This is a genomic window from Streptomyces sp. NPDC001816, assembly GCF_042892235.1.
GTDB lineage: Bacteria > Actinomycetota > Actinomycetes > Streptomycetales > Streptomycetaceae > Streptomyces.
This window is the reverse complement of record NZ_JBIATY010000014.1, coordinates 123,933-147,677: the sequence shown is the minus strand read 5'-3', so window position 1 is coordinate 147,677 and position 23,745 is coordinate 123,933. Positions and strand designations below refer to the sequence as shown.

Here is a 23,745-nt window from a genome sequence, read left to right as displayed (position 1 = left end):
CACGCAAACCGCAAGTGAACAACCGGGCGCCCGGGCCGAGGGTCACCCGCCGAGGGCCTCGGCCATCAGGCGTACCCCGGCCCGGATCCGGGCCGGAGGCAGATGCGCGTACCCGAGCACCAGGCGCACACCGCCCTCACCGGTACGCGCGTGCGTGCAGGCGCTGAGCGGCCGTACGGCGATGCCGGCGTCGGCGACCCGCTTCAGGAAGTCCTCCTGCGGGCCGAACCGTTCGGGCAGTTCGGCGATGGCGTGCAGGCCCGCGGCGATCCCGGACACCCGCGTCCCGGGGAAGTGCTCGGCCAGGGCGGCGACCAGGGCGTCGCGCCGCTCCCGGTAGGCGCGCTGGCAGCGGCGCAGCTGCCGGTCGTAGTCGCCGCGCTCCAGGAAGTGCGCGAACAGCGCCTGGTCGAGCGAGGGATGGCCGAGGTCCATGGTCCGTTTGCGCTCGATGATCTCCTCCGTAAGGGCCGCGGGAACCAGCAGCCAGCCCAACCGCAGCCCGGGGGCGAGGGACTTGCTGACCGAGCCCATGTAGGCGACACGTTCCGGATCGAGGCCCTGGAGGGCGCCCACCGGTGCGCGGTCGTAGCGGAAGTCGCCGTCGTAGTCGTCCTCCAGCACCAGGCCGTCCACCGACCTTGCCCAGCCGAGCAGTTCGGCACGCCGCCGCGCCGAGTACGCGATCCCGGTGGGGTACTGGTGGGCCGGCGTCGACACCACGGCCCGTACACCGGACGCGCGCAGCGGGCCGAGCGCCAGGCCGTCCTCGTCCAGCGGCAGCGGTACGGCGCCCAGGCCGGCCGCCGCGTACAGGCCGTCGTGCTGCGGACTGCCCGGGTCCTCGACCCCGATCGAGTGCATCCCGCGCGCGTGGAGCACGGATCCGACCAGGGCGCTCGCCTGGGCGACCCCGGAGACCACCACGATCCGCTCCGGGTCGGCCACCACGCCCCGGCGGCGGGCCAGCAGCCCGGCGAGCGCGGTGCGCAGCCGGGGCAGCCCACGCGGGTCCGGGTAGCCGAGGTCGTGGTGCGGCAGCTCGGCCAGCACGGCACGCTGCGCGGCGGCCCAGGCGGCCCGCGGGAACAGCGAGAGGTCCGGCGTGCCCGGGACGAAGTCGGCCCGGGTGCCGGGGGAGCGGGGCGCGAGGTCCCGCGCGCCGGGCCGGGCCGCCCGTACCGCGTCGCCCACCCACGTTCCCGCGCCCCGGCCGCTGCGCAGATACCCCTCGGCCGTCAGCTGCTCGTACGCCTCCGTTACCAACCCCCGTGACACGCCGTGGTCGGCGGCGAGGTCCCGGCTGGACGGCAGACGGGTGCCGGGCGTGAGCCGGCCCGAGCGGATCGCCTCGCGCAGCGCCGCCTGGAGGGCACGACCACGCGCGCGCGTTGGTGCCGAGGCCGCGGGCAACAGCAGCTCCCACGCGGCGGAGCCCATGAGACCGGCCGTATTGGTCCCCGATGACGTCATGGAAGTGGACCTTAAACCGGACCACGCCGCTTCCTAGCGTCGCGGTCATGAAAGCCACCACCACCCGCGGCGCCCTCCTCGCCGCCCTCGCCTGTGTGCTCGTCGGCGGGTCCTTCACCGCCAACAGCGTCCTGGGGCACTACCCGTACGCCGGCGGCCAGTTCCTGCGCTACGCGCTCGCCTGCCTGCTGCTCGCTCTGCTCGCCGGACGGGACGCCGGTCCGCGGCTGCGCGCGCTCGGCCTTCGCCGGTGGCTCCGCCTCGGGCTGCTGGCGGCCGTCGGCATGGTCGGATTCAACCTGGCCGTCATCGCCGCCGAACGCAGCGCGGAACCCGCGGTGCCGGGTGTCTTCGTCGGCTGCGCACCGGTCGTGGTGGCCGTCGTCGTTCCGCTCCTCGACGGGCGCCGCCCGCAGCGCGCGGTGCTCCACGGCGCCCTGCTCGTCGCCGCCGGCGCGTTCACCGTGCAGGGCTGGGGCCGTACGGACGGGCCAGGAATCGCGTTTTCGGCGTGCGCGCCGGGCGGCGAGGTGGGGTTCGCGGTCCTCGCCGTGCCGGTGCTGCGGCCGCTCGGGCCGCGGCTGCTGTCCGCGACGGTGTGCGCCGTCGCCGCCGTCGAGGCCGCGCTCGCCGGTGCGGTCCTGGACGGCGGCGCGTGGCTGCGCCGTCCAGGCGCCGCGGAGACCGCCGCGCTGCTGTGGCAGGCGGCGGTCGTCACCGTCGTCGGCTTCGTGTGCTGGTACATGAGCATGCAGCGGCTCGGAGCGGAGCGCGCCACACTCTTCTCCGGGCTTATTCCGGTGGCCGCCGCCTGCACCGCCCCGCTGGTCGGCACCGGCTCCTACGGCCCCGCGCAGGCCGTGGGCAGCGCCCTGGTCGGCGCCGGGGTCGCCCTCGGCTCCGGCGCGCTGGGCCCCCTCGGCGAACGCCTGCCTGTCGCGCGGCGTCCCGTACGCCGGCGCCGGTCAGCGGCTGCCGTCGAGGATCACCCGGGCGACCAGCGCCGGATCGTCGCTCATCGGGCAGTGCCCACAGCCGGGCAGCCGCACCAGCCGGGCGTGCGGGATGATCGTCTTGGCGCGGACGCCCTGGCGGCGCACGAGGAGCCGGTCCCGGGTGCCCCAGGCCACGGTGACCGGCAGGCCCGGCAGATCGTCGGTGAACTGGACGGTGGTGCCCGCCCGCAGGGTCGCGTCGAAACCGGTGGACCCCACGAGCGCGAGCGTCTCGGCCACCACGGCCTCGGGTGAACGGCGTGCGGGACGGCCGTAGATGGTGCTCGTCAGCGCGGTGCGTCCGGCCGCCGTGCGCGACAGCCGCTCAACCAGGGGCAGCGGGAGCCGCTGGGCTATGCCCCGCATCGTGAGCAGCAGCGCGAAGGCGTAGCGCCGCTCGGGCTGCGTCCAGAAACCGGCCGGGGAGAGCGCCGTGACGGACCGTACCCGCTTCTCGCGGCCCAGTTCCAGGGCCAGCAGGCCGCCCAGCGAGTTGCCGGCCACGTGCGGGTGATCCAGCTCCAGCGCCTCGAACAGGGCGCCGAGCACGGAGTTGGTCGTGGGCAGGTCGTAGTCCAGGCCGGCCGGCAGGCCGGGGGACGCGCCGAAGCCCGGCAGGTCCACCGCGATCACGTCGCGCTCGGTGGCGAGGATGTCCACCACCGGGTCCCAGGCCTGCCGGTGGTGGCCGATGCCGTGCAGCAGTACCAGCGGTTCACCGCGTCCCACGCGCGCGTAGGAGACGGTCACGTCCTTCGGGCCGTGCGGAGTGGGGACCGTGAAGGAGACGGTGGCGGACATGGGGGTGCTCCTCGTCTGGGCTGCTGACGGACGCCGTAGACAGCTTGTCAGCAATTGCTACCGACGGGTAGCCCCCGGTGTGGCACCGCCGCGCCCGCACCGGCCTCAATGCCCCCGGCGCACCTCGAAGTTGAAGTCCGCGTGCCCGAACTTCTGGAAGAGGTCGAACCACAGGGGCAGCAGCATCTCCACGGACCGCGCCGACCGGATGCCGCCCAGGTCCAGCACCCGGTCCGCCGGCCAGCCGAACTCCACGAGCAGTTCCGTCGCCTGCTGCTTGGCGGCGTCGTCGTCACCGCACACGAACAGGTTGTGGTCGCCCGGCACCCGCGCCGGAGCCACCATCACCTGGCAGTTGACCGTGTTCAGCGTCTTCACCACGCGCGCGTGCGGGAAGGCCCGCTGGATCTGTTCGGCCACGCTGTCCGATTCCACCGGGTCGAGCCGCAGCCGGCCGTCCTCGAACGCCAGCGGATTGCAGACGTCCAGCAGGACCTTGCCGTGCAGGTGCTCCGCCCCCGCCGCGCGCAGCGCGTCGAGCGCCACCCGGCCGCCCACCGCGTTGATGGCAACGTCGGCCGCCGCGGCCGCGTCCGCGAACGAGCCCGCGTGCGCCCGCCCGCCCGCGGCCGTCGCCCACTCCACCGCGATCGGATTGTCCTTCGTCCGCGATCCGAGGGTCACCTCGTACCCCAGCTCCACCAGCCTGCCCGCCAGCGTGCGGCCCACCTCTCCCGTGCCCAGCACCGCGTAGCGCATCGGTCACCTCCCGGACCCCGGCCGCCGGCCACCGACGGTCCGCGGACATTGTGGTCCGAACCAGTGCGGAACGGGTCGATTCCACCTGGACGCCGAGGGGCGTGTCGGATGGGATGGGGCGGGCCTACGGCAGCTCGTGCTCACTCTTTCGGGGGACAAGCCCGGCACCGTCTTCCAGGTGGACGTCGCCGGCGGTCGCATCAGCACCGTGCACCTCGTCCGCAACCCGGACAAGCTGCGGTCCCTGGTCGGCCGCTGCGCCGTACCGGCACGAAAGCCCAGGTCGTACGACACGGGCTTTGCCGCGATGTCACCCATGCTGCCGCGTACGAACGCCTCGTGAACGCTCCACTGCGCCGCCCCCGTGTGTTGCCTCAGGGATGGAGGATTGGTCTTGACCAAGGGTTTCGGCCGCCCTATGGTCGCAGATAAGTGCAACAACCTTTAATAAACAAGGGCGCTAAAAACCGCCGGACCACGGCTCTTGCGGAGGACAGGGTGGGGACCCAGCAGCTGGAATCGGTGCCGGAACCGAAGTACTGGCATCTCAAGACCGTGCTCAGTGAGGCACTCGACTCCGAGTTCTCGGTCGGCGAGATCCTGCCCAACGAGCGCGACCTCGCCGCCCGCTTCGGCGTGGCCCGTGCAACGCTCCGCCAGGCCTTGGAGCAGCTGGAGCTGGAAGGCCGGCTGCAGCGTCGCCGCGGTGTCGGCACGACCGTCGCGCCCCCGCGCGTGGGCGTGGCCGTCGGCAGCGAGCAGCACGCCTGGCCGGGGGCCGCGGACGACGCCTGGCAGCCGGTCGACTGCGTCCAGTCCGCGCCGCCGGTGGCCGTGGCCGCCGCCCTGGAGGCCGACTCCGGCGAGCCCGTGCACATCGTGCGCCGCTCCCGGATGTCCCACGGCCAGCTCGTCGCCACCGAACTGCTCTACGTCCCGGCCGCCTCGGTGCCCGACCTCACCGCGATCGACGCCCCGTCCGGCCCGGCACGCGCGCGTGCGGTGCTGCGCGAGCTGCAGCGCCAGGAGCTGGAGGGCCAGGACCGCGCCGTCGAGCTGGGCTCCGCCCGCGCGGACGACGCCAAGGACCTCGACCGGCTGCCCGGCGCACCCGTCCTGGTCGTCACCACCCGCTTCTTCGCGGGCGGCCGCACCGTGGCCCTCTCCGTGGCGACCTACCGCGCCGACACCTGCCGCCTCACCTTCGGCGACTCGCCCGACGTGGAGATACACCACGACCCCGAGCAGCGGGCCTCCTGAGCCCCAGCCGACCCCACCGCGCCCCGGGAACCTCTCCGGGGCGCGCGGTGTCCCGCCCGTCCACCGTGCAGCTCCAGGCACCAGGCCCCGCCCACCCGTGCTGATCAGGCAGCGCTGCCTCCCCGCGACGCGATCCGCCGGACAGGCCCTATCGCCGCGCCGTGACCGTGCCCTCCACCGCGAACAGCTGCTCCTCGACGTGGTCGAGGGCGAGGCGGAGGGCGCCTGTGGCCACGGCTGCCTCGCCCAGGAGGGACAGCGTCACCCGGGGTGGGCGCAGGCAGTAGCGGGCGAGTTCGCGGCGCAGGGGATCGAGTACGCCGTCCAGGCCGGCCGCCCAGCCGCCGATCACGACCAGCTCCGGGTCGAGGGCCAGCACCAGCGCGGCCACGTCGTGGACCAGGCGCTGGATGAAGCGTTCGACGGCCGCCCGAGCCCGCTGGTCGCCCTCGCGGGCGAGTGCGAACACCTCGGCGACGGCCTGTTCGTCGAGCGGGTGCAGCGGCTCGTCGGTGGTGGACAGCAGCGTCTCCGGGGTCGCCTCCCGGCCCAGCAGATGGAGCGCGCCGATCTCACCGGCCGCCCCGCCGTACCCGCGGTGCAGCCGTCCGCCGATCAGTGAACCCGCGCCCGGGCTGAGCCCGGCCAGCACGAACACCACGTCGTCCGTCTCCGTCGCCGCACCCTTCCAGTGCTCGGCGACGGCCGCCGCGTTGGCGTCGTTCTCGACCAGCACCGGGCACTTGAAGGAGCGGCTGAGCCGCTCGCCGAGCTTCAGGCCCGTCCACTGCGGCAGGGCCGTGCCCAGCCGTACCGTGCCGTCGGCCTCCACGATGCCCGGAGTGCCCACGCCCACCGCCCGCAGCGAACTGCGTGCGACCCCGGCCCGGCGCAGCAGCTCGGCGACGGCGCCGCGCAGCCGCTCCAGGCGTTCGTCCGCCGGGGCTGTCTCGTCCACCTCCTTGGCCTGCGCGCCCAGCACCCGTCCGTCCAGATCGGACAGAAGCGCGGCGACGCGGTGGGCGCCGATCTCCAGGCCCAGCAGATGCCCGGCCTCGGCGCGGAACCGGAACCGGCGAGCCGGTCGCCCCTGACGGCGTGCGGTGCCCTCCTCGGCCGCCTTCTCGACCACGAGCCCCGCTTCGATGAGCCCTTCGACGACTCCCTCGACGGTCGGCCGGGACAGTCCCGTGACCCGGGTGATCTCGGTGAGCGTCGCGCAGTCCGTGGCACGCAGAGCGTGCAGCACCACCGCGGAATTGATCCTTCGCAGCAGCGAGGGATCGCCGCCGGTCAGCTGGCCCACCGTCGGTCCTCCCAGCTCGCGGGCGTGTTGGGCGGATCGTACTCGGCCGGGCCCACCCCGGCGAGTGCCGGGCTCCGGCGGCCCGGCACGAGGCGGCCTGACGGCCCGGCACAGGCTTGCCTGACGGCCCGCCAATTGTCAGTGGGGCCCGCTTTACTGGATCACATGGACATCGCAAAGTGTCTGACCCTCATCGACCTGCTGTGCGCCCGGGAGTTCCCCACGGCGTACGGCAGGACGGAGCACGGCGAGAGCGGGCCCGGCTATCACCTGGTCGCCTTACAGACCAGCGGCGAGTTCTGGGAGGACGACGGCACCGAACGGGAGGAGACGGCGGCGCAGTACGAGGCCGACCGGGACGGCCTCGTGGAGCGGCTCACCGACCGGTGGGGGCCACCGCAGCACTTCAGCCTGCGCACCGTCTTCGGCCGGACGACGGAGGGCGAGGACATACCCGAGCCGTGGGCCGGACTCAGTGGGCACGTGCCGGACGTCCACCTGTGGGAGGCGGCCGGGACGGGCCGATGGGTCGCCCTCGGCGTCTCCCAGTGGGGCAAGGAGCTGCCCTTTCAACTCCTCGGCGTCGTGACCGAAACGGATCCCCCCTGATCCGACGTGCCGCCCGCGGCCTTCCGCAGCAGCGCGAACTCCTCCGCCATCGTCGCCGCCGTCCAATGCGCGTTCAGCCCGCTGGGATTGGGCAGCACCCACACCCGCGTGTCGCCGATCATCCGCTCCTGCGGCCCCACTTGAGCCTTGCGGTCCCCGAAGGCCGCCCGGTACGCGGTCACCCCGACCACGGCCAGCCACTTCGGCCGCCGTCGCGTCACCTTGGCCGTCAGCAGCCGCCCGCCCTCGACGTACTCCTCGGCGCTCAACTCGTCGGCCCGCGCGGTCGCCCGGGCCACCACGTTCGTGATGCCGAGCCCGTACGACAGCAGCTCCTGCTGCTCCGCGGGCTTCAGCAGCCTCGGGGTGAACCCGGACAGGTGCAGCACCGGCCAGAAGCGGTTGCCCGGGCGGGCGAAGTGATGGCCCGTGGCCGCCGTCATCAGCCCCGGGTTGATGCCGCAGAACAGCACCTGGAGACCGTCCGCGACCACGTCGGGAACGAGACGGTCGCGGGCGGCCTCCAGTTCCGCCCGGGTAAGGGTCAGAGGATCGCTCCGGGCGTGTAGCCGGCGGCCTCCGGGCGCTGCTTGACGATCTCCTCGATCCGGCCGACGACCACGCCGACCTGGTCGGCGGCCGCGCCGGTGAAGGACAGCTTGTCGGCCATCAGTGCCGCCAGCTGCTCCCGGTCGAGCGGCAGCCGCTCGTCGGCGGCGAGCTTGTCGAGCAGGTCGTTGCGCTCGGCGCCCTGCTCGCGCATGGCGAGCGCGGTGGCGACGGCGTTCTCCTTGATCGCCTCGTGCGCGACCTCGCGGCCGACCCCGGAGCGCACGGCGCCCATGAGCACCTTGGTGGTGGCGAGGAACGGCAGGTAGCGGTCCAGCTCACGGGCGACCACGGCGGGGAAGGCGCCGAACTCGTCGAGCACCGTCAGGAAGGTCTCCAGCAGGCCGTCAAGGGCGAAGAACGCGTCCGGCAGCGCGACGCGGCGCACCACCGAGCAGGAGACGTCGCCCTCGTTCCACTGGTCGCCCGCCAGCTCACCGGTCATCGAGGCGTAGCCGCGCAGGATCACCATCAGGCCGTTGACGCGCTCGCAGGAGCGGGTGTTCATCTTGTGCGGCATCGCCGAGGAGCCGACCTGGCCCGGCTTGAAGCCCTCGGTGACCAGCTCGTGCCCGGCCATCAGCCGGATCGTCTTGGCCAGCGAGGACGGCGCCGCCGCCAGCTGCACCAGCGCGGTCACGACCTCGTAGTCCAGCGAGCGCGGGTAGACCTGGCCGACCGAGGTGAACGCCTGCGAGAAGCCCAGGTGCCGCGCGATCCGGTCCTCCAGGTCGGCGAGCTTCGAGGCGTCACCGCCCAGCAGGTCCAGCATGTCCTGCGCGGTGCCGACCGGGCCCTTGATGCCACGCAGCGGGTAGCGGCCCAGCAGCTCCTCGACCCGGCCGTGGGCGACGAGCAGCTCGTCGGCGGCGGTCGCGAAGCGCTTGCCGAGGGTCGTGGCCTGGGCGGCCACGTTGTGCGAGCGGCCCGCCATGACCAGCTCGGCGTACTCGCCGGCCAGCTTGCCCAGCCGCGCCAGCACGGCCACCGTGCGGTCGCGCATCAGCTCCAGCGACAGCCGGATCTGCAGCTGCTCGACGTTCTCCGTCAGGTCACGGGAGGTCATGCCCTTGTGCACGTGCTCGTGCCCGGCGAGGTCGTTGAACTCCTCGATCCGCGCCTTCACATCGTGCCGGGTGACCTTCTCGCGCTCGGCGATCGAGGCCAGGTCCACGGTGTCGAGGACGCGCTCGTAGTCGGAGATCGCCTCGTCCGGCACCTCGATGCCGAGGTCCTTCTGGGCCCGCAGCACGGCGAGCCAGAGCTGCCGCTCCAGCTTCACCTTCTGCTCGGGGGACCAGAGCGTGGCGAGCTCGGTGGAGGCGTAGCGTCCGGCGAGGACGTTCGGGATGCGGGGCTTGGCGGGCGCAGAAGTCACGTGTCCAGATTCTACTGGCGGTTTATGCAGGCCACCGCCAGGGCCTTCTTCAGCGGAAGCTACGAGACCTGCGTCACGACGGAAATCGGCGGGCCGTGCCGGCACGTCGGCACGGTAAGGCCGGTGCCCGGGCCAGGCCCTGGCCTCCGCAAAGCTCACGAGTACGCTACGCCGGCCCCTCGTACGGCAGCAGCTCCGGCCGCTTCGCCGGGCGGCCGTCGCCGGAGGAGCGGCCGGTCAGGCGGCGGCCGATCCACGGCAGCAGGTGCTGCTTGGCGAACCGGGCGTCCGCGGCCCGCCGCGAGACCCACCCGGGCGGCTCGGTGGCCGGCATCGGCGTACGCCACTCGGCGTCCTCGGGCGGGTAGCCGAGCGTCTGCCACACCGCCTCGGCGACCCGGCGGTGCCCCTCGGCCGTCAGATGCAGCCGGTCCACGTCCCACAGCCGCGGGTCGGCCAGCGACGGCGCCCCGTACAGGTCGACGACCAGGGCGCCGTGCCGCTCGGCCAGCTCGTCGACGCAGCCGAACAGCTCCTCCATGCGCGGCCGGAACCGCTCCAGCACCGGGCCCTGCCGGCCGGGGCTGCGCATCAGCACGAGCTGCCGGCAGCTGGGGGCCAGCCGCTCGACGGCCTCCGTCAGCAGCCCCCGCACCCGGCCCATGTCGCACTTGGGCCGCAGCGTGTCGTTGAGCCCGCCGACGAGCGTGATCACGTCGGGGTTCATCGCGGCCGCCACGTCGACCTGCTCGTCCACGATCTGCCCGATGAGCTTGCCGCGCACCGCGAGGTTGGCGTACCGGAACCCGGGGGTGCGGGCGGCCATCCGCGTGGCGAGCAGGTCGGCCCAGCCCCGGTAGGAGCCGTCGGGCAGCAGGTCCGACATGCCCTCGGTGAAGGAGTCGCCGACCGCGACCAGGCTGGAGTGCGTGGGAGGTATGGGATTCGTCTGCATGGCGACAGCGATGGTATCCCGGCTCCATACCCAGCGGTCGGTCACCCCGGACGATCCGGGACGCGACGTCCCTCACGCGGGCTGCGCGAACAGCTCCCGCAGCACGTCCTCCATGGTCACCAGCCCGGCCAGCCGCCCGTCGTCGCCGAGCACGCCCGCGACGTGCGTACGGCTGCCCCGCATCGCGGTGAGGACGTCGTCCAGCGGGGTGCTCTCGCGCACCCGCGCGATGGGCCGCATGTCGCGCAGCCGGAACGGCGTGTCCCGGGGCAGGGCGTCCAGCGCGTCCTTGACGTGCAGATACCCGACGATCCGGCGGCCCTCGTCGACCACCGGGAACCGGGAGAAGCCCGAATCGGCCGACAGCCGTTCCAGCTGCTCCGCCGTGACGCCCACGCGGGCGTACACCACCCGCTCCAGGGGCACGACCACGTCCCGCACCGGCCGTCGCCCCAGCTCCAGGGCGTCGTGCAGCCGCTCCTGCGCCCGGTCGTCGATCAGTCCCGCCGCGCTGGCGTCCTTGACGATGTCGGCGAGTTCGGTGTCCGTGAAGGTCGCCGCGACCTCGCCCTTGGCCTCCACCCTGAGCAGCTTCAGCAGCCCGTTGGCGAAGGTGTTGATCGCGAAGATCACCGGGCGCAGCGCCCGGGACAGCGCGACCAGGGGAGGGCCGAGCAGCAGCGCGCTGTGCACGGGTTCGGCCAGCGCGATGTTCTTGGGCACCATCTCGCCCAGCAGCATGTGCAGATAGGTGGCCAGGGTCAGCGCGATCACGAAGGACACGGCGTGGCCCGCGCTCTTGGACACACCGACCGCGTGGAACACCGGCTCCAGCAGATGCGCGATCGCCGGCTCGGCGACCACACCCAGGACCAGCGTGCACAGCGTGATGCCCAGCTGGGCTGCGGCCAGCAGCGCGGAGACGTGCTCCAGACCCCACAGCACGCTCTTCGCGCGCCGGTCGCCCTCCTGGGCGAGCGGCTCGATCTGGGAGCGGCGCACGGAGATCAGCGCGAACTCGGCGGCCACGAAGAAGGCGTTGACGACCAGCGTCGTCAGACCGATCAGCAGCTGTACGGCGGTCATCGCGCCCCCTCCGTCTTCCCGTCGCTCCGCTCGGTGCCCTTCGCGTCGTCCAGCGGCGCGTGCAGCAGCACGCGGGCCGACCGGCGCCCCGAGGCGTCCACCACGTCCAGCCGCCAGCCGGCCACCTCGACTCTGTCCCCGACCTCGGGTATGCGGCCCAGCTCGGTGGCGACCAGGCCGGCCAGGGTCTCGTACGGCCCCTCGGGCACGCGCAGACCCACGCGCGCGAGCTGGTCGGTGCGGGCGGCGCCGTCCGCGGAGTACAGGGCCCGGCCCGTCTCGTCGGCGCCGGCGGGGGCGAGGTCGGGTGTCTCGTGCGGGTCGTGTTCGTCCCGTACCTCTCCGACGACCTCCTCGACGATGTCCTCCAGCGTCGCCACGCCGGCCGTGCCGCCGTACTCGTCGATGACGACGGCCATGGTGCGCTTGCCGGAGAGCCGGTCCAGCAGCCGGTCGACGGTGAGGGACTCGGGCACCAGCAGGGGCTCGCGCACCACCTGGGTGACCGAGCGGCGGGGCCGCTCCTCGGCGGGCAGGGCCAGGACGTCCTTGATGTGGGCGACGCCGACGACCGAGTCGAGGCTGCCGCGGTAGACCGGGAACCGGGACAGGCCCGTGGCCCGGGTCGCGTTCGCCACGTCCTCGCAGGTCGCAAGGGTGTCGAGGGCGACGACCTGGACGCGCGGGGTCATCACGTTCTCCGCGGTGAGGTCGGCCAGGTTCAGCGTCCGGACGAACAGTTCGGCTGTGTCCGCCTCCAGCGCGCCCGCCTTGGCGGAGTGCCGGGCGAGGGCCGCCAGCTCCTGGGGCCCGCGCGCGGAGGCCAGCTCCTCGGCGGGCTCGATGCCGATCCGGCGCACCGCACGGTTGGCCGTGTTGTTGAGGTGTGTGATGAAGGGTCGGAAGGCGGCGCTGAACCAGCGCTGCGGGTTGCCCACCCGCTTCGCCACGGCCAGCGGCGAGGAGATCGCCCAGTTCTTCGGCACCAGCTCGCCGACGACCATCAGGAACACCGTCGACAGGGCCGTGCCCAGCACCAGCGCGGCCGTGCCCGCCGTGGCGGACGAGAGCCCCATCGCCTCGAACGGCGCGGCGAGCAGCTTGGCGATCGACGGTTCGGCGAGCATGCCGACCACCAGGTTGGTGACCGTGATGCCGAGCTGTGCGCCGGAGAGCTGGAAGGTCAGGTTCCGTACGGCCTTCAGGGCGCCGGCCGCGCCGCGCTCGCCGTGCTCGACGGCCCGCTCCAGCTCGCCGCGCTCGACCGTGGTCAGCGAGAACTCGGCGGCCACGAAGCCGCCGCAGGCGAGCGAGAGCAGGATCGCCACCAGAAGGAGCAGCACTTCGGTCATCGGGTCACCCCAGTCCCATGATCGGGCAGGGCGGGGCGGAACGCGCGGTGTCGCGTACTGGCAGGATCGCCCATGGGCGGACGCTCACAACCTTTCATCGAGGACCGAGTACTCCCCCAATGGTAAAGGACGGGCAAAGTCGCCTAGTCGGTGAGCGGCTTCGTCCAGCGCCGCCACTGCTCCTGCGGCGCGTACCCGGCTGCCCGCCAGGCGTGGTGCGCCCTCTCGTTGCCGACCAGCACCATCGCGTCCCCGCGCCGCCCGCCGAGCTGTACGAACCGCTCCTCGGCGGCGGCCAGCAGCGCCGAGCCGATGCCCTGCCGCCGCCGCTCCGGATGCACCGCGAGCCGGTACAGATGGCAGCGCCAGCCGTCGAAGCCCGCGATCACCGTGCCGACCAGCTCACCCTCGTGCTCCGCGAGGATCAGCGCCTCGGGGTCGCGGGTGACCAGCCGCTCCACTCCCGCGCGGTCGTCGCTGATGCTGGTGCCCTCGGCGGCCGTCTTCCAGAAGGCGAGGACGGCGTCCAGGTCGGCGGGCCGGGCGGCACGTATGCGCAGTTCGATCATGGACTCAGCCCAGCACACCGGGCTGCTCCCGCCCGGGGAATTCCATCATGCGGACTCCTCCCGCAGCCGGGCGATCACCGGAGCGAACGCCTCCATGTACGGCTCCAGGACGGTCAGGTACGAGAAACCGAACCGCTCCCGCTGCGTCCGCACCCGTGCCACGACCTCCTCCAGCGGGCCGGCCAGCACGATGGGCAGCGCCAGCGCGCGCTCCAGGGTCAGCCCGGGCTGCCGCTCCAGCAGCGGCTTCAGCACGGGCTCCGGGTCGTCGGTGACGGCCACCAGCTGGAGCAGCAGGTTCAGCTCGGCGGGTTCGGCCCGGCCCGCCGCCAGCTCCCGGTAGCGGGCCACCCGCTCGTCCACCGCCTCCGCGTCGACGGGCTCCAGCTTCCCCGTCGTGGTGCCCGGCACCAGCCGTGCTCCGGTGAAGCCGACGACGTCCGCGTGCTCCGCGGCCAGGCGCAGCATCCGCTCGCCGTTGCCGCCGAGCAGCAGCGGCACCCGGCTCTGGGCCGGGCGGGGCAGGTGATCGGCAGCGCCGAGCAGCCGGGCAAGCTCCTCGACCGTGCGCCGCAGATGGTCCACCCGCTCGCGCGGGGAGCCGTACGGCAGCCCGGCCGCCTCGTGCTCGGACTGGACGTAGCCGGTCCCCAGGCCGAGTTCGAGCCGGCCGCCGGTCAGAGCGTCCGTGGTCGCGACCTCGCGGGCCAGCAGGGTGGGGTTCCAGAGGCCCGCGTTCAGCACGAACGTGCCGAGCCGGGGTCGCTCGGTGGCCTCGGCGGCCGCGACCAGCGCGGGGAACGGCGCGACCATCCCGAGGTGGTCGGGGACCAGGATCACGTCGTACCCCAGCTCCTCGGCGCGGCGACACTTGGCCCGCCACTCGGCGGCGGGCGACGGCGTGAGCAGACTGACCCCGAAACGGAACGCGCGCGGCATGAACTCTCCTCGACAGCGGGTGACTTGAGTCTGTGCCCGTGATTCCATCACGTCCGGGACACGCTCACTCGTGCGCGATCGCCGCCAGCACGTTCATCCGGGACGCCCGCAGCGCGGGCAGCAGGGCCGCCACGATGCCCACGACGGCCGAGCCGATCACCACCCCGACGATCGTGCCCCAGGGGATGGCGAGCGCGCTCATGCCCTGCAGGGCCAGCACCTGCTGGGTGCACACGCCCCACACGAGCCCGAGCCCCAGCCCGAGGACCGCGCCGAACACGGCGATCACCACCGACTCCAGCCGGATCATCCGCCTGAGCTGCCGTCGGCCGAGACCGATCGCGCGCAGCAGTCCGATCTCCCGGGTGCGCTCCACCACCGACAGGGCGAGGGTGTTGACCACGCCGAGCACGGCGATGACGATCGCGAGTCCGAGCAGCGCGTACACGAGGTAGAGCAGCACGGCGATCTGGTCGTGGACGAGTTTCTTGTAGTCGGCCTGGTCGCGCACCTGGACCTGCGGATAGGGCTTCAGCGTCCGCTCCAGCCGGGAGCGCAGCTGGTCCGCGCCGGTGCCGGCGGCCTTGTCGACGTAGAGCGCGGCGTCCTGGCCGCCGGGGACGTACTTCTCCACGGTGGCGATGCCGAAGAAGAGCCCGCCCTGCATGCCGAATCCGCCGCTGCCGTCCTGGTCCGTGAGGGCGCCGACCCTCATCTCGGTGGTGCGGCCGCCGGGGAACTCGACGGGAACGGTGCTGCCCAGGCGCACGTGGTGATCCCTGGCGAAGGTGACGTCCATGCCGAGGGCGCCGTCCGCGAGGGCCGCTGCGCTGTTCCCGGCCGCGTAGGTGACATGGGCGACCTCGTCCACCTGGGGGTCGTAACCGGCGGCGGTCGTCTCCACCCGTTTGCCGTCGGGCAGGCGTACGGCCACGGGCGCGAACCGCTGCCGTACGACGAGCCGTACGCCCTCGGTGCCGCGGACCTTGTCGGTGATCTCCTGGGTGAACGGCAGGAAGTTGGTGTTCTGGACGGTGAAGTCGGCGCCCAGCGTCTTGTCGATCTGCCGGTCGAACGACGCGGACATGGAGGCGCTCGCCACCGACATCCCGCCGACCAGCGCGAGGCCCACCATCAACGCGGCCGCGGTGGCGCCGGTACGGCGCGGATTGCGCAGGGCGTTGCGCTGGCTCATCCGGCCGACCGAGCCGAACAGGGCAGGGAAGCCCCCGCCCAGGACCCGGATCACCGGGCGTACCAGCAGCGGTCCCGCGATGACGGTCGCGATCAGCGTCAGCACCACGCCGAGGCCCAGCAGGGAGGCCGCCGAGGCGGTCTTCGTGGCCGCCGCGCACCCGGCCAGCGCGGCCGCGCCGGCCGCCCCGACCACGGATCCGACGATCGCCCGCACCTTCAACGGCTTGCCCACACCGGCGACTTCCGCGTCCGCGAGGGCCGCCATCGGCGAGACGGCCGCGGCGCGCCGCGCGGGCAGGTACGCGGCGACGAAGGTGACGCCGACGCCGACGCCGTACGCCGCGACGGGCGTCGCCCAGCCGATGACCATCTCGGTGGCCTTCAGGTTCATCCCGAACGCGCTCATCAGCCGGATCAGCCCGAACGCCAGGCCGATCCCGGCCGCGAGGCCCAGCGTGGAGCCGACGACACCGAGCAGCACCGCCTCGGTGAGCACCGACCGCCGCACCTGCCGCCGGTCGGCGCCCAGGGCCCGCAGCAGGCCCAGTTCACGGGTGCGCTGGGCGATCAGCATGGAGAAGGTGTTGACGATCAGGAAGATGCCCACGAGCACGGCGATGCCGGCGAATCCCAGCATCACGTACTTGATGACGTCGAGGAAGCCGCCGAGGTCGGCCGCGGCCGACTTGGCCTGCTCGTCGGCGGTCTTCAGGTCGTAGGTGCCGGTGCCGATGGCCGCGCCGACACGGCGCTTGAGTTCCGGGTCGCTCACGCCCTTGGCCGCGTCCACGGAGATGCTGGTGGCCCGGTCGGCGGAGCCGAGCAGTTCGCGGGCGGCCACAGCGGGGTCCAGGAAGACCAGGGCCGCGCCCGGGTTGGTGGTGGTGAACGTGGCGATGCCGACGACCCGGACCCGGAAGGTGCCCGGCTGCGCCTGGACGGTCAGCGTGTCGCCGATCCGTACGTGCTTCTTGTCGGCGGTGTCCGCGTCCAGCAGTGCCTCGCCCGCACCGTTCGGCGCATGACCGGAGGTCAGCTTCACCGGGCTGCGATGGGTGACGTACCAGGAGGTGGCGATCGTCGGGGCACCGGTGGTCGGGCCCACCGACTTGTGGGCGCTGTCGACCACCACCACGTTCTGCACCGACACGTCCGCGTGCGCCGCCGCGACCCCGTCGACCTTCGCCACCTGCGCCTTCAGGGCCGCGGGCACGGTCTGCACCGCGCCGCTGGGCACCGGGGACTTCAGGTCCTGCTTCGGCTCGACGGTCACATCGGCGGAGGTCGAGGCGAACAGCCGGTCGAAGGTCCGGGTGACGGTGTCGGAGAAGATCAGGCTGCCCGCGACGAACGCGACGGACAGCACGACCGCCAGCGCGGACAGCGCCAGCCGGCCCTTGTGCGCGAGGAAGCTCCTCAAGGTCGCCTTGAGCACCGGGTCAGTCCTCCAGGGCGGGGCTGTCGTCGCCGAGTCGTCCGCGCACCACGTCGAACGCCTTCATCCGCTCCAGTACGGCATCCGCGGTCGGCCGCTCCATCCGGTCCACGATCCGTCCGTCGGCGAGAAAGAGCACGAGGTCGGAGTGGGCGGCGGCGCCCGGGTCGTGGGTGACCATGACGACGGTCTGCCCCAGGTCGTCCACGGCGCTGCGCAGGAAGCCCAGCACCTCCAGCCCGGCCCGCGAGTCCAGGTTGCCGGTCGGCTCGTCGGCGAAGATCAGCTCGGGCCGGGAGGCCAGCGCCCGCGCGCAGGCGACCCGTTGCTGCTGACCGCCCGAGAGCTGCGCCGGGCGATGCGTCAGCCGCCCGCGCAGCCCGAGGGTGTCTATGACCTGGTCCAGCCACTTCTCGTCGGGCTTGCGGCCCGCGATGTTCATGGGCAGCGTGATGTTCTCGGCCGCGTTCAGCGTCGGGATGAGGTTGAACGACTGGAACATGAACCCGATCCGGTCCCGGCGCAGCCGGGTCAGCTCGCGGTCCTTCAGGCCGGTGATCTCCGTGTCGCCGATCCAGACCTGACCGGCCGAGGCGTCGTCCAGTCCGGCCAGACAGTGCATCAGCGTGGACTTCCCCGAGCCCGAGGGACCCATCACGGCGGTGAACCGGCCGCGTGCGATGTCGACGTCGACCGAGTCCAGGGCGAGCACGGCCGTCTCGCCCGAGCCGTACGCCTTGGTCAGCCCGCGGGCGCGGGCGGCGATCCCGCCGTCCGGCGCCAGGCCCGGCGCGTACTCCGCAGCAGGTGTGGACAAGACCGCCTCCCGGTCGCCTGGACGTCCCGACTCCTGGTCGGGGCCGAGCCTAGTGTGACCCGTCGCACAGCCGGAATCCCCCCTGGGGCCGAGGAGTCGGAGACCGTGTAAGGGGCACCTTCCGCCCGGCGGCTCTTGCCGTTGCTAGCACCTCGGCGCTAGCTTCGAAGCATGGCGAAGACCCAGCTGAACGTGCGCGTGGACGAGGACACCGCCCGCGCGGCCCGCGAGCGCGCCCTGGCCCGCGGCATGAGCGTCAACCGCTACATCGAAGAGCTGGTCAGACAGGACGCCGGGGAGGCCGGTCGCACCTTCGTGGACGCCGCGGCCGACTTCATGAAGCAGTACGAGTCCGTGTTCGCCGAGGAGTTCACCGAGACGCGCGGCACCGACTCCGGCGCGGGTCGCAGCTGATCCCTTGAGCGATCTCAGCATCGACCTCGCCTGGCTGCTCATGCTCGCCGAACAGAGGACGCCCGGGGATCCGCAGGTCACCGACTGGGGCGCGCTGGTCGCCGCCGTCGCCCGGCACCGGGCCGAGATATTCGGTGTGCCCGTCTACGACACCCCGCACGCCCGCGCCGCGTCCCTGCTCCAGCTGCTTCTCCACGTGCCCGCGCTGGAGCGCTCCAACGCGCTGTTCGCCTCGGCCGTCGCCTACGCCTATCTGGTCGCCAGCGGCCTGAAGGTCGTCACCACACCCGAGCAGGTCCGCGACCTCGCCCGGCTGGTCAAGAACGGTGAGGCGAGCATCGAAGACATCGCCCGGGAACTGCGCCGCTGGAGTCTGTGATCAGCGCCGGTCCGGCTCCTCGGGCCGCCAGGCGGTCCCCAGCACGCAGTACGAGGCGGGCAGCTTCGGACCCTTCTCCGGCACCAGCATCCGCCGCAGCGGGCCGAGTTCGAACCCGGCCTCGCGCAGCGCGGCCACCGGCTCCCGGGACAGGTGGCAGCCGCCGTTCAGCGCCGGCCACAGCCTCCGGTCCAGGGTGCGCTGGGTCAGCGTCATCATCCGGCCGCCGCCCCGGCCGTGCTCGAAGAACCGCACCTCGCCGCCGGGCCTGAGCACCCGGCGTGCCTCGGCCAGCGCCCGCGGCACGTCCCGCACGCTGCACAGCACCAGCGACAGCACGACCGCGTCGAAGGCCTCGCTCTTGACGGGCAGCGCCTCGGCTGCCCCGGGCACCACGTCGACCGGCACCTGGGCGTGCCGCGCGGACTGCAGCGCCAACTGTCTCAGCAGCGGCTCCGGTTCGATCGCCACGACCTCCGCGACCGCCGCCGGGTAGTGGGCGAAGTTCAGCCCGTTGCCCGCACCGATCTCGATCACCCGCCCGGACAGCCCCGCGAGCAACCGCTCACGCACCCCGGCCAGACCGAGCCGGGACTCCGCGGCCACACTGAACCGGGCGTAGTAACGGGCGAACAGCGGGTGGTGGACGGGACTCTGCGCCACCTGGCCGGAACCGGCCGACGACAGCCTCATGGCAACCTCCCGGAGGACGGGCGTACGGAGATTGTCCCCCGTACACCCCCGTCGCACCCCCGCCGAACGCGTCACGGCTCACGAGGGAAAGGGGCGGGTGCTCACCGCGTTGATGGCGCAGGACGACTCGGAACCCGGTCGTCGGCCGGCGCATGTCCCGAAAACCTCCGCCGCGTCCGGGCCGTATCCGACGCACGACGCGATGCGGGCTCACCCCGCCCAGCCGGTGGGGGGAGCCACCTGTGCCAGGCGTGAGTGGGGGCGAGCTGGTTGCTCAGGTGGGCAGGCCGGCGAGGGAGAGGAATTCGGCGCGGGAGCGCGGGTCGTGGCGGAGTGTGCCGAGGAGTGTGGAGGTGAAGGTGCTCGAGCCGGTGGCCTGGACGCCGCGGAGGGTCATGCAGGTGTGTTCGGCTTCGATCACGACGCCGACGCCTTTGGGTTCGAGGTGCGCCTGCAGCCAGTCGGCAACCTGCTTGGTCAGACGTTCTTGGACCTGGGGCCGGCATGCGAAGTGTTCGACGACGCGGGCCAGTTTGGACAGGCCGAGGATGCGGCGGCCGGGCAGGTAGCCGACGTGGGCGGTGCCGACGACGGGCAGCATGTGGTGCTCGCACACCGACCGGACGGGGATGCGGCGTGCCAGCACCAGCTCGTCGTAACCCTCATCGTTGGGGAAAGTCGTCAGGTCGAAGGGGCGCGGGCCGAACAGTTCGGCGTAGGCGCGGGCCATGCGGCCGGGGGTGCCGCGCAGGCTTTCGGTGTCGCTTTCGCTGCCGAGTGCTGCAAGGAACCGGGCGGCGGCGCGTTCGGCTTCGGCGAACTGTGGGCGGCAGGTGGCGGTGCGCCTCAGGACGGCCGCGTGATCGAGGGCGGTGAGGAAGCCGGCTGGAGGCGGACGCAGCAGTGACCGGGGCCGGGAGCCAGGCATGCCTGGAGGCCGCCCTCGTCGAGCCCTTCCAGGACGCCGCGGAGCAGGTGCAGGTTCATGCCGCAGACCGTCTGGGTGTGTTCGCGGGCGAGCGCGTGGAAGGGGCAGTTGCCCAGCACGATGGCGTCACCGTCGTGGCGGTGCTCGAATCCGTTGCCCTCCAGCAGGTCGAAGACACCCGCCTGTCTCTGCGCGGCAAGCTGCCTGCCCAGCTCGTGGGCCTTTCGATGCAGGACGGTGCGGACCGGTTCGCCGGTGGTTTCGGATTCCTCCAGGGCCTGGGCGAGGAGTCGTCCGGCCAGTTCGTAGTGGCGCTCGGGCATGATCCGCCGGACTGGCCCGAGGACGCCTCCGGGATCCGGTGCGCGCCGGCGTCAGGGCGCCTCCGGGATCCGGCCCGTTTCCGTCAGGGTGCTTCCCGGATCGGGCGCGTCTCGGTCAGGGTGCTTCCCGGATGGGCGCGCGTCCGGGGCGCCTCCACGATCTGGGGTGTTTCCGTCAGGGCGCCTCCCGGATCCGGAACGCCTCCGCGTCCCACGTCCCGTACAGGCGCGGGGCCAGCCACTGGGGTGCCGCCGTGCGGAAGTCGGCGGGCTGGAGTGCGCCGGCCCCTGCGGGCAGTGCGCCGAGCAGCGGAGCGGCGGCCACCTCCGGCAGGTCCATGACGTTGCAGCGGGAGGCGAGGTCGGGGGCGTCGGGCCAGCTGCCGATCACCACGCCGGCCGGCTCCAGGCCTCGCGCGCCCAGTTCACGGGCCGTCAGCTCCGTGGTGTTCAGCGTGCCGAGCCCGGCGGAGGCCACGACCAGCACCGGCGCGTTCAGCAGCCGGGCCGCGTCCGCCAGCGTCCCGCCCGCCGCGTCGAACCGTACGAGCAGCCCGCCCGCACCCTCGACCAGTACCAGATCGTGCTCGGTGGCCAGCTTGGCGGCGGCCTCGGCCACCTCGTGCGGATGCACCGGGGCCATCCCGGCCCGCCGGGCCGCCGTACCCGGAGCCAACGGATCGGGGTACCGCGCGAGTTCGGCGGCCGTGACGGCCCCGGCGAGCCGGGCGACCTCGTCCGCGTCGCCGCGCTCGTCCGGCCGTACCCCCGTCTGCGCGGCCTTCAGCACGGCGACCGACTGCCCGGCCGCGAGCGCCGCGGCGGCGACGGCCGCGGTCGTGACCGTCTTGCCGACCTCCGTACCCGTCCCCGTGATCACCAGTACCGGCATCTCATCCCTCCCGCGCCGCGACGCACACCGCGCGTGCGATCCGTGCCACGTCCGCGTCGTCCGAGACGTACGGCGGCATCGTGTAGACCAGGTCGCGGAACGGGCGCAGCCACACGCCCTCCCGCACCGCGGCCCGGGTTGCCGCGGCCATGTCCACCTCGTGGTCGAGCTGGACCACCCCGATGGCGCCGAGGACGCGGACATCCTTGACGCCGGGAAGGTCCGCGGCCGGAGCCAGCCCCGCGCGCAGGCCCGCCTCGATCCGCCCGACCGCCGACCGCCAGTCCTGCCCGAGCAGCAGCTCGATGGAGGCGCAGGCCACGGCCGCCGCCAGCGGATTGCCCATGAAGGTCGGCCCGTGGGCGAGCACTGGCACCTCACCGCGCGAGATGCCGTCCGCGACCCGGGCGGTGCACAGCGTCGCCGCCATCGTCAGATAGCCGCCGGTCAGCGCCTTGCCCACGCACATCACATCCGGGGTGACACCCGCGTGCTCCGCCGCGAACAGCGCACCCGTGCGCCCGAACCCGGTGGCGATCTCGTCGAACACCAGCAGCACGTCGTGCGCGTCGCACGCCTCGCGCAGCACCCGTAGATACGCGGGGGAGTGGAACCGCATCCCACCCGCGCCCTGCACCACCGGCTCCACGATCACCGCTGCCAGCTCGTCGGCGTGCCGCCCGATCGCCGAGCGCAACTCCTCGGCGTACGACTCCTCGTACTCGGCCGGAGGCGGGCCCACGAACACCTGGCGCTGGAGCACGCCGGTCCACAGCTCGTGCATCCCGCCCTCGGGGTCGCACACCGACATCGGCTGCCAGGTGTCGCCGTGGTATCCGCCCCGCCAGGTCAGCAGCCGCTGCTTGCCGGGGCGGCCGAGCGAGCGCCAGTACTGCAGGCACATCTTCACGGCGACCTCGACCGACACCGACCCGGAGTCGGCCAGGAACACATGCTCCAGACCGTCCGGTGACATGTCGACAAGGAGCTTCGCCAGCCGTACGGCGGGCTCGTGCGTGAGCCCGCCGAACATCACGTGGCTCATCCGTCCCAGCTGCTCGCGCGCCGCCTCGTTGAGGACCGGGTGGTTGTAGCCGTGGATCGCCGACCACCACGAGGACATGCCGTCGACGAGTTCGCCCGAGCCGTCCGCGAGCCGCAGCCGGACCCCGCTCGCCGACTCCACGACGAGGGGTTCGACGCGCCCGGGCATCGGACCGTACGGATGCCACACGTGCCGGCGGTCCAGCTCCAGCAGTTCGGGCACGCTCAGGCCGGACGGGTCAGGCATTGGGCGCGAGGTCCGTTCCGGCACCCCGGCGGCGGACGGCGACCAGGTCGGTGCGCGGCTCGTTCGTGGCAGGCCCGGACGCCGTACCGCACACGTCCGTTCCTTCGTGCGAACCGCAGACGGATCCGCACCCGGCCTCGCCGTGCGACCCGCAGCCCGCGTCGCCGTGCGACCCGCAGCCCGCGTCGCCGTGCGACCCGCAGCCGCCCCCGGCCGCCGTCGCCCGGTGCTCCGGCAGCGTCACCTCGCCGGCGCCCTCCACCTCGAACCCGGCGTCCGCGATCATCTCCAGGTCGGCCTTGCCGGCCTGGCCCTCGCTGGTCAGGTAGTCGCCGAGGAAGATGGAGTTGGCCAGGTTCAGCGCGAGCGGCTGCATCGTGCGCAGGTGGACCTCGCGGCCGCCCGCGATGCGCACCTCGACGTCCGGGCAGACGAAGCGGACCATCGCGAGGATGCGCAGGCAGCGCTGCGGGGTGAGGTTCCACTCCGCGGAGAGCGGGGTGCCCTCCATCGGGATGAGGAAGTTCACCGGAACGGAGTCCGGGTCCAGCTCGCGCAGCGACAGGACCACGTCCACCAGGTCCTCGTCGCTCTCGCCCATACCGGCGATGAGCCCCGAGCAGGCGGACAGACCGGCGGCGTGCGCCTTCTGCACCGTGTCCACCCGGTCGGCGTACGTGTGGGTGGTGGTGATGTCCCCGTACGTGGCCTCGGAGGTGTTCAGGTTGTGGTTGTAGGCGTCCGCGCCCGCCTCGCGCAGCCGTTCGGCCTGGCCGTCGGAGAGCAGACCGAGGCAGGCGCACACCTCGACGTCCTCGTTCTGGCCCTTGATGGCCTTGATGGTCTCGGAGACCCGGTCCACGTCCCGGTCCGTCGGGCCGCGCCCGCTGGCCACCAGGCAGACGCGCTTGGCGCCACCGGCCAGGCCCGCCGCGGCGGCCTGGGAGGCCTGGTCGGGCTTGAGCCAGGTGTACTTGAGGATGTCGGCCTTGGAGCCGAGCCGCTGGGAGCAGTAGGAGCAGTCCTCCGGGCACAGCCCGGACTTCAGGTTGACCAGGTAGTTGAGTTTCACGCGCCGGCCGAACCAGTGCCGGCGCACCTTGCCGGCCGCGGCCACCACATCGAGCAGGTCGTCGTCGGAGGTGGCGAGCACGGCGAGTGCTTCCTCACGGGTCGGCAGCTCGCGCCGCAGCCCCTTGTCCACCAGCGTGTTCAGCAGGTCCATGAGGCCCGATCCTGTCCTACGGGACCGCTTCCGGCCAAGGAGAGTCTGCACAACGGATGC

The 23,745-nt window shown here is 72.9% G+C and carries 23 protein-coding genes and 2 pseudogenes; 6 read left to right on the top strand and 19 right to left on the bottom strand.

Annotated elements, in window-relative coordinates:
* Window positions 1-42: 42 nt before the first annotated feature.
* A complete protein-coding gene (locus ACFYZZ_RS37535; protein ID WP_389186133.1) occupies window positions 43-1,473 on the bottom strand; it encodes a PLP-dependent aminotransferase family protein in 1,431 nt (476 codons plus the stop codon).
* Here ACFYZZ_RS37535 and ACFYZZ_RS37530 point away from each other — a divergent pair.
* Window positions 1,464-2,357 (top strand): annotated as a pseudogene (locus ACFYZZ_RS37530) (EamA family transporter); the annotation flags it as partial. The gene ACFYZZ_RS37535 and the pseudogene ACFYZZ_RS37530 sit on opposite strands and share 10 nt — an antisense overlap.
* An 81-nt stretch (window positions 2,358-2,438) precedes the next feature.
* On the opposite strand, the gene ACFYZZ_RS37525 reads toward ACFYZZ_RS37530, so the two are convergent.
* Together ACFYZZ_RS37525 and ACFYZZ_RS37520 are read right to left on the bottom strand one after the other, a co-directional pair.
* Window positions 2,439-3,269: an alpha/beta fold hydrolase gene (locus ACFYZZ_RS37525; RefSeq protein WP_389186130.1), complete on the bottom strand. Its 831-nt coding sequence runs from the start codon at window positions 3,267-3,269 to the stop codon at window positions 2,439-2,441.
* 105 nt (window positions 3,270-3,374) lie between these two features.
* The gene (locus tag ACFYZZ_RS37520; protein ID WP_389186127.1) at window positions 3,375-4,028 is read right to left on the bottom strand and encodes an NADPH-dependent F420 reductase; all 654 of its coding nucleotides are present in this window, start codon (window positions 4,026-4,028) and stop codon (window positions 3,375-3,377) included.
* 136 nt (window positions 4,029-4,164) lie between these two features.
* On the opposite strand from ACFYZZ_RS37520, the gene ACFYZZ_RS37515 reads away from it, so the two are divergent.
* Together ACFYZZ_RS37515 and ACFYZZ_RS37510 are read left to right on the top strand one after the other, a co-directional pair.
* Window positions 4,165-4,371 carry a hypothetical protein gene (locus ACFYZZ_RS37515; protein ID WP_389186124.1) on the top strand — a complete coding sequence of 69 codons (207 nt, stop codon included), beginning with the start codon at window positions 4,165-4,167 and terminating at the stop codon, window positions 4,369-4,371.
* A 155-nt stretch (window positions 4,372-4,526) separates the two neighbouring features.
* Window positions 4,527-5,288, top strand: a complete 762-nt coding sequence (locus ACFYZZ_RS37510; RefSeq protein WP_386579822.1) for a GntR family transcriptional regulator — start codon at window positions 4,527-4,529, stop codon at window positions 5,286-5,288.
* Between the two features lie 148 nt (window positions 5,289-5,436).
* Here the strand turns inward: ACFYZZ_RS37510 and ACFYZZ_RS37505 are convergent, their stop codons facing one another.
* Complete coding sequence (locus ACFYZZ_RS37505) at window positions 5,437-6,594, bottom strand: ROK family transcriptional regulator (RefSeq protein ID WP_389186121.1); 1,158 nt, start codon at window positions 6,592-6,594, stop codon at window positions 5,437-5,439.
* 165 nt (window positions 6,595-6,759) lie between these two features.
* On the opposite strand from ACFYZZ_RS37505, the gene ACFYZZ_RS37500 reads away from it, so the two are divergent.
* Window positions 6,760-7,203 (top strand): hypothetical protein, encoded by a 444-nt coding sequence (locus tag ACFYZZ_RS37500; protein WP_389186118.1) that lies wholly within the window; start codon window positions 6,760-6,762, stop codon window positions 7,201-7,203.
* Here the strand turns inward: ACFYZZ_RS37500 and mug are convergent.
* The 9 genes from mug to ACFYZZ_RS37455 all read right to left on the bottom strand — a co-directional run bounded on the left by mug (window position 7,164) and on the right by ACFYZZ_RS37455 (window position 17,540).
* On the bottom strand, window positions 7,164-7,697 hold the full coding sequence (gene mug / locus ACFYZZ_RS37495; RefSeq protein WP_389186115.1) for a G/U mismatch-specific DNA glycosylase: 534 nt from the start codon (window positions 7,695-7,697) through the stop codon (window positions 7,164-7,166). The two genes, ACFYZZ_RS37500 and mug, sit on opposite strands and share 40 nt — an antisense overlap.
* Window positions 7,698-7,747: 50 nt before the next feature.
* Entirely contained in the window at window positions 7,748-9,190 is a 1,443-nt protein-coding gene (gene purB / locus ACFYZZ_RS37490; RefSeq protein WP_389186112.1) for an adenylosuccinate lyase, read from the bottom strand.
* 166 nt (window positions 9,191-9,356) lie between these two features.
* Window positions 9,357-10,145, bottom strand: coding sequence for an SGNH/GDSL hydrolase family protein (locus tag ACFYZZ_RS37485; RefSeq protein ID WP_389186110.1), 789 nt, complete (start codon window positions 10,143-10,145; stop codon window positions 9,357-9,359).
* 72 nt (window positions 10,146-10,217) lie between these two features.
* Window positions 10,218-11,231, bottom strand: a complete 1,014-nt coding sequence (locus ACFYZZ_RS37480) for a hemolysin family protein (protein WP_389186107.1) — start codon at window positions 11,229-11,231, stop codon at window positions 10,218-10,220.
* Window positions 11,228-12,583: a hemolysin family protein gene (locus ACFYZZ_RS37475; protein WP_389186104.1), complete on the bottom strand. Its 1,356-nt coding sequence runs from the start codon at window positions 12,581-12,583 to the stop codon at window positions 11,228-11,230. The genes ACFYZZ_RS37480 and ACFYZZ_RS37475 overlap by 4 nt, the downstream gene beginning before the upstream one ends.
* Before the next feature lie 143 nt (window positions 12,584-12,726).
* A complete protein-coding gene (locus ACFYZZ_RS37470) occupies window positions 12,727-13,152 on the bottom strand; it encodes a GNAT family N-acetyltransferase (RefSeq protein WP_389186101.1) in 426 nt (141 codons plus the stop codon).
* Between the two features lie 45 nt (window positions 13,153-13,197).
* Window positions 13,198-14,091 (bottom strand): LLM class F420-dependent oxidoreductase, encoded by an 894-nt coding sequence (locus ACFYZZ_RS37465; protein WP_389186098.1) that lies wholly within the window; start codon window positions 14,089-14,091, stop codon window positions 13,198-13,200.
* Between the two features lie 64 nt (window positions 14,092-14,155).
* Window positions 14,156-16,723: an ABC transporter permease gene (locus ACFYZZ_RS37460; RefSeq protein ID WP_389186095.1), complete on the bottom strand. Its 2,568-nt coding sequence runs from the start codon at window positions 16,721-16,723 to the stop codon at window positions 14,156-14,158.
* 4 nt (window positions 16,724-16,727) lie between these two features.
* Entirely contained in the window at window positions 16,728-17,540 is an 813-nt protein-coding gene (locus ACFYZZ_RS37455; RefSeq protein ID WP_386579842.1) for an ABC transporter ATP-binding protein, read from the bottom strand.
* A 171-nt stretch (window positions 17,541-17,711) separates the two neighbouring features.
* On the opposite strand from ACFYZZ_RS37455, the gene ACFYZZ_RS37450 reads away from it, so the two are divergent.
* Together ACFYZZ_RS37450 and ACFYZZ_RS37445 are read left to right on the top strand one after the other, a co-directional pair.
* The gene (locus tag ACFYZZ_RS37450) at window positions 17,712-17,954 is read left to right on the top strand and encodes a toxin-antitoxin system HicB family antitoxin (protein ID WP_389186092.1); all 243 of its coding nucleotides are present in this window, start codon (window positions 17,712-17,714) and stop codon (window positions 17,952-17,954) included.
* A gap of 4 nt (window positions 17,955-17,958) precedes the next feature.
* On the top strand, window positions 17,959-18,333 hold the full coding sequence (locus ACFYZZ_RS37445) for a fic family toxin-antitoxin system, toxin component (RefSeq protein WP_389186089.1): 375 nt from the start codon (window positions 17,959-17,961) through the stop codon (window positions 18,331-18,333).
* On the opposite strand, the gene ACFYZZ_RS37440 is transcribed toward ACFYZZ_RS37445, so the two are convergent.
* The 6 genes and pseudogenes from ACFYZZ_RS37440 to bioB form a co-directional block, all read right to left on the bottom strand.
* Window positions 18,334-19,026: a class I SAM-dependent methyltransferase gene (locus ACFYZZ_RS37440; protein WP_389186086.1), complete on the bottom strand. Its 693-nt coding sequence runs from the start codon at window positions 19,024-19,026 to the stop codon at window positions 18,334-18,336.
* Window positions 19,027-19,300: 274 nt separating this feature from the next.
* Entirely contained in the window at window positions 19,301-19,954 is a 654-nt protein-coding gene (folE, locus tag ACFYZZ_RS37435; protein ID WP_389186083.1) for a GTP cyclohydrolase I FolE, read from the bottom strand.
* Window positions 19,873-20,277: pseudogene (locus ACFYZZ_RS37430) on the bottom strand (transcriptional regulator); the annotation flags it as partial. The pseudogene ACFYZZ_RS37430 and the gene folE, both read right to left, overlap by 82 nt.
* Window positions 20,278-20,452: 175 nt before the next feature.
* Complete coding sequence (gene bioD, locus ACFYZZ_RS37425) at window positions 20,453-21,169, bottom strand: dethiobiotin synthase (protein WP_389186080.1); 717 nt, start codon at window positions 21,167-21,169, stop codon at window positions 20,453-20,455.
* A gap of 1 nt (window position 21,170) precedes the next feature.
* Window positions 21,171-22,460 carry an adenosylmethionine--8-amino-7-oxononanoate transaminase gene (locus ACFYZZ_RS37420; RefSeq protein WP_389186077.1) on the bottom strand — a complete coding sequence of 430 codons (1,290 nt, stop codon included), beginning with the start codon at window positions 22,458-22,460 and terminating at the stop codon, window positions 21,171-21,173.
* On the bottom strand, window positions 22,453-23,685 hold the full coding sequence (gene bioB / locus ACFYZZ_RS37415) for a biotin synthase BioB (RefSeq protein WP_389186074.1): 1,233 nt from the start codon (window positions 23,683-23,685) through the stop codon (window positions 22,453-22,455). The genes ACFYZZ_RS37420 and bioB overlap by 8 nt, the downstream gene beginning before the upstream one ends.
* Window positions 23,686-23,745 lie beyond the last annotated feature (60 nt).

Bases quoted from the DNA above. Each gene is read 5' to 3' on its own strand.
- ACFYZZ_RS37535 (WP_389186133.1), bottom strand. From the start codon at position 1,473: ATGACGTCATCGGGGACCAATACGGCCGGTCTCATGGGCTCCGCCGCG.
- ACFYZZ_RS37525 (WP_389186130.1), bottom strand. From the start codon at position 3,269: ATGTCCGCCACCGTCTCCTTCACGGTCCCCACTCCGCACGGCCCGAAG.
- ACFYZZ_RS37520 (WP_389186127.1), bottom strand. From the start codon at position 4,028: ATGCGCTACGCGGTGCTGGGCACGGGAGAGGTGGGCCGCACGCTGGCG.
- ACFYZZ_RS37500 (WP_389186118.1), top strand. From the start codon at position 6,760: ATGGACATCGCAAAGTGTCTGACCCTCATCGACCTGCTGTGCGCCCGG.
- ACFYZZ_RS37485 (WP_389186110.1), bottom strand. From the start codon at position 10,145: ATGCAGACGAATCCCATACCTCCCACGCACTCCAGCCTGGTCGCGGTC.
- ACFYZZ_RS37480 (WP_389186107.1), bottom strand. From the start codon at position 11,231: ATGACCGCCGTACAGCTGCTGATCGGTCTGACGACGCTGGTCGTCAAC.
- ACFYZZ_RS37475 (WP_389186104.1), bottom strand. From the start codon at position 12,583: ATGACCGAAGTGCTGCTCCTTCTGGTGGCGATCCTGCTCTCGCTCGCC.
- ACFYZZ_RS37470 (WP_389186101.1), bottom strand. From the start codon at position 13,152: ATGATCGAACTGCGCATACGTGCCGCCCGGCCCGCCGACCTGGACGCC.
- ACFYZZ_RS37465 (WP_389186098.1), bottom strand. From the start codon at position 14,091: ATGCCGCGCGCGTTCCGTTTCGGGGTCAGTCTGCTCACGCCGTCGCCC.
- ACFYZZ_RS37450 (WP_389186092.1), top strand. From the start codon at position 17,712: ATGGCGAAGACCCAGCTGAACGTGCGCGTGGACGAGGACACCGCCCGC.
- ACFYZZ_RS37440 (WP_389186086.1), bottom strand. From the start codon at position 19,026: ATGAGGCTGTCGTCGGCCGGTTCCGGCCAGGTGGCGCAGAGTCCCGTC.
- folE (WP_389186083.1), bottom strand. From the start codon at position 19,954: ATGCCTGGCTCCCGGCCCCGGTCACTGCTGCGTCCGCCTCCAGCCGGC.
- bioD (WP_389186080.1), bottom strand. From the start codon at position 21,169: ATGCCGGTACTGGTGATCACGGGGACGGGTACGGAGGTCGGCAAGACG.
- ACFYZZ_RS37420 (WP_389186077.1), bottom strand. From the start codon at position 22,460: ATGCCTGACCCGTCCGGCCTGAGCGTGCCCGAACTGCTGGAGCTGGAC.
- bioB (WP_389186074.1), bottom strand. From the start codon at position 23,685: ATGGACCTGCTGAACACGCTGGTGGACAAGGGGCTGCGGCGCGAGCTG.